1 protein-coding gene is annotated in these 2,151 nt (G+C 41.1%); it reads right to left on the minus strand.

Features of this window, described 5'->3' with window-relative positions; translation table 11 throughout:
• Positions 1–2,151, minus strand: a 2,151-nt coding sequence (locus WBJ10_RS04715) for a PAS domain S-box protein (protein ID WP_424288374.1), incomplete at both ends; no start/stop codon positions are given.

A 2,151-nucleotide genomic window follows, 5' to 3' on the forward strand; every position in this document is an offset into this window, starting at 1 on the left:
AAATCTCATCGACCTGGATTCCGCTCAGGTTGAAATCTACATTTTCCTGTTCTATGATGTTTTTAATACTTGTCCGTATTGTAGAAAGCAGGGCTGTTAAACTTACCGGTTCTTTTAGTTCATTTAACACACTTTTAACGCTTAAGATATGGTTCAGGTCGCGTATTACATCGTCGAGCCTTTGTACATTGGTTACGATATCATTCAACAGGATATCAGAAGTTTCCTGGTCATTGCCCCCGCTTTGCAAAATTTCCGTAAGGCCGAGTATATTCGCGACCGGCGACCTAAGATTATGAGATATGATATAGGAAAATTGTTCCAGGCCTTTGTTAGAAATCAGTAGTTCGTCTGCGTATCTCTGGAGACTTTCATTCAATTCATTTAGCCTGGATTCCGACAGTTTACGTTCAGTAATATCTTTAAAGAATACGGATAAACCTCTCGAGGAGGGATAGGCACTCACCTCAAACCACATATCCATAGCGTGGTAATAATCTTCAAAGTGGCGCGCTGTATTGTCAGTGAGTGCCTCGTGATAGTTCTTCCACATGCTTGTACCAATAGCATCCGAATATAAATCCCACAAATTCATATTCAGTGCGTCTTCCCTTTGCATTTTCAATATTTTCTCTGCCTGATTGTTCCAATAAGTTATTGTCCAGTTTTTATCCACTGCAAAAAAGGCATCATCGATACTTTCCAGGATGTCATTTTTCTCTTCATAAGCCTTCAGGACTTCAAGCTCCGCAGTTTTCACTTTTTGAATGTCCTGAAAGCTCCCGTAAAGACGGGTACAAACACCATCGTGGCATTCTGTATCTCCGATTGCCCTCACCCAGATATGATTTCCTTTGGCAGAAACAATTTCTAACTCCAGGTCATACGGTATCTGATGCTCAACTGCCCCTTTAATAGCGGCCTGGATGGCTTCCCTGCCCGAGCCCTCTTTATAAAATTCAATAGCAGTTGCAAAATCTGGAACATAATCCTCTCCCACCTCATGTATTTCTTTAGTCATGGCTGACCAGAAGATCTCATTTTTCACCAGGTCAATTTCATAAGTTCCAATTCTGGAAAGCGTGATTGCCTTATCTAGTAATTGTTGCAGTGCTTTCTGTTCGGTGATATCAGAAACCATAGCCAATGAGCCGTTGTAATTGCCTTCTGCATCGAAAAAAGGACTGGCTGATATGCTGGTCCATACTTCCCTGCCCGACTTAGTTATGTACTTAAAATCTCCGTGGGTTGCGACTCCCCTTTTTTCATTATCTATCGCATCAGTCGCCCTTTGCCTACCTTCTTCATCCAAGAATGCAAACAGTTCACTGGCCATCACCTCATCCTCAGTATACTCCAGTATTTCGCACATCTTATTATTTACAAACGTAGTTTTTCCCTCGCAATCAACCAACCAAATACCCTCCTGAGCGGTTTCCACTATTTGTCTGTATAGGCTTTCTGTTTTCTTAAGTTCTTCTTCAGCAACTTTGCGAGCTGTGATATCCTGCACAGTACCTTCAAATTTTATGGCCACCCCTTTTTCACTCGAAACTATTTGCCCAATATCATTAACCCATTTAACGGCTTGATCAGGCATAATAACACGATATTCTATGTCTAGATTGATAAGCCCTGCAGAAGACGACGAATGCTCTGAAATGAAGAAATCCTGGTCCTCGGGATGTATAGTCGTTATTAGCGACTGTATAGTTGGCTTGAAATCCTCCTTGGTGCGACCCCAAATCAGGAAAGTTTCATCGGACCAGAAAAATGTATTATCATCCAGATTGAATTCCCAATAACCCAGCTGAGCAAGGCTCTGAGCTTTTGATAATTTCTTTTCGCTTTCGAGCAACCGGGCCTCAGCCTGGGTTCTCAATTTACTTTTTTCAAATACTTCTAAAGCGAAAGATATGTCAGCTGTAGCTTCTTTTAATAATTCAACTTCCTGATCATCAAAAAAGTCAATCTCCGTCGAGTAAATATTAAATGTTGCTTTAAGAACAGAGTCGATTTTTATAGGAAGTACAATGACTGACTTAAATCCTGCCTCGCCTGCAATTTCCGTTAGTCTGGTCTTTACTTCAGCGCTAATATTTGCTATTGTTGCATAATCTAAACCGTTTATAACCTTTGCAATTGGTCCCC

The sequence above is a fragment of the Daejeonella sp. genome (assembly GCF_049655485.1).
Classification (GTDB): Bacteria; Bacteroidota; Bacteroidia; order Sphingobacteriales; family Sphingobacteriaceae; genus Daejeonella.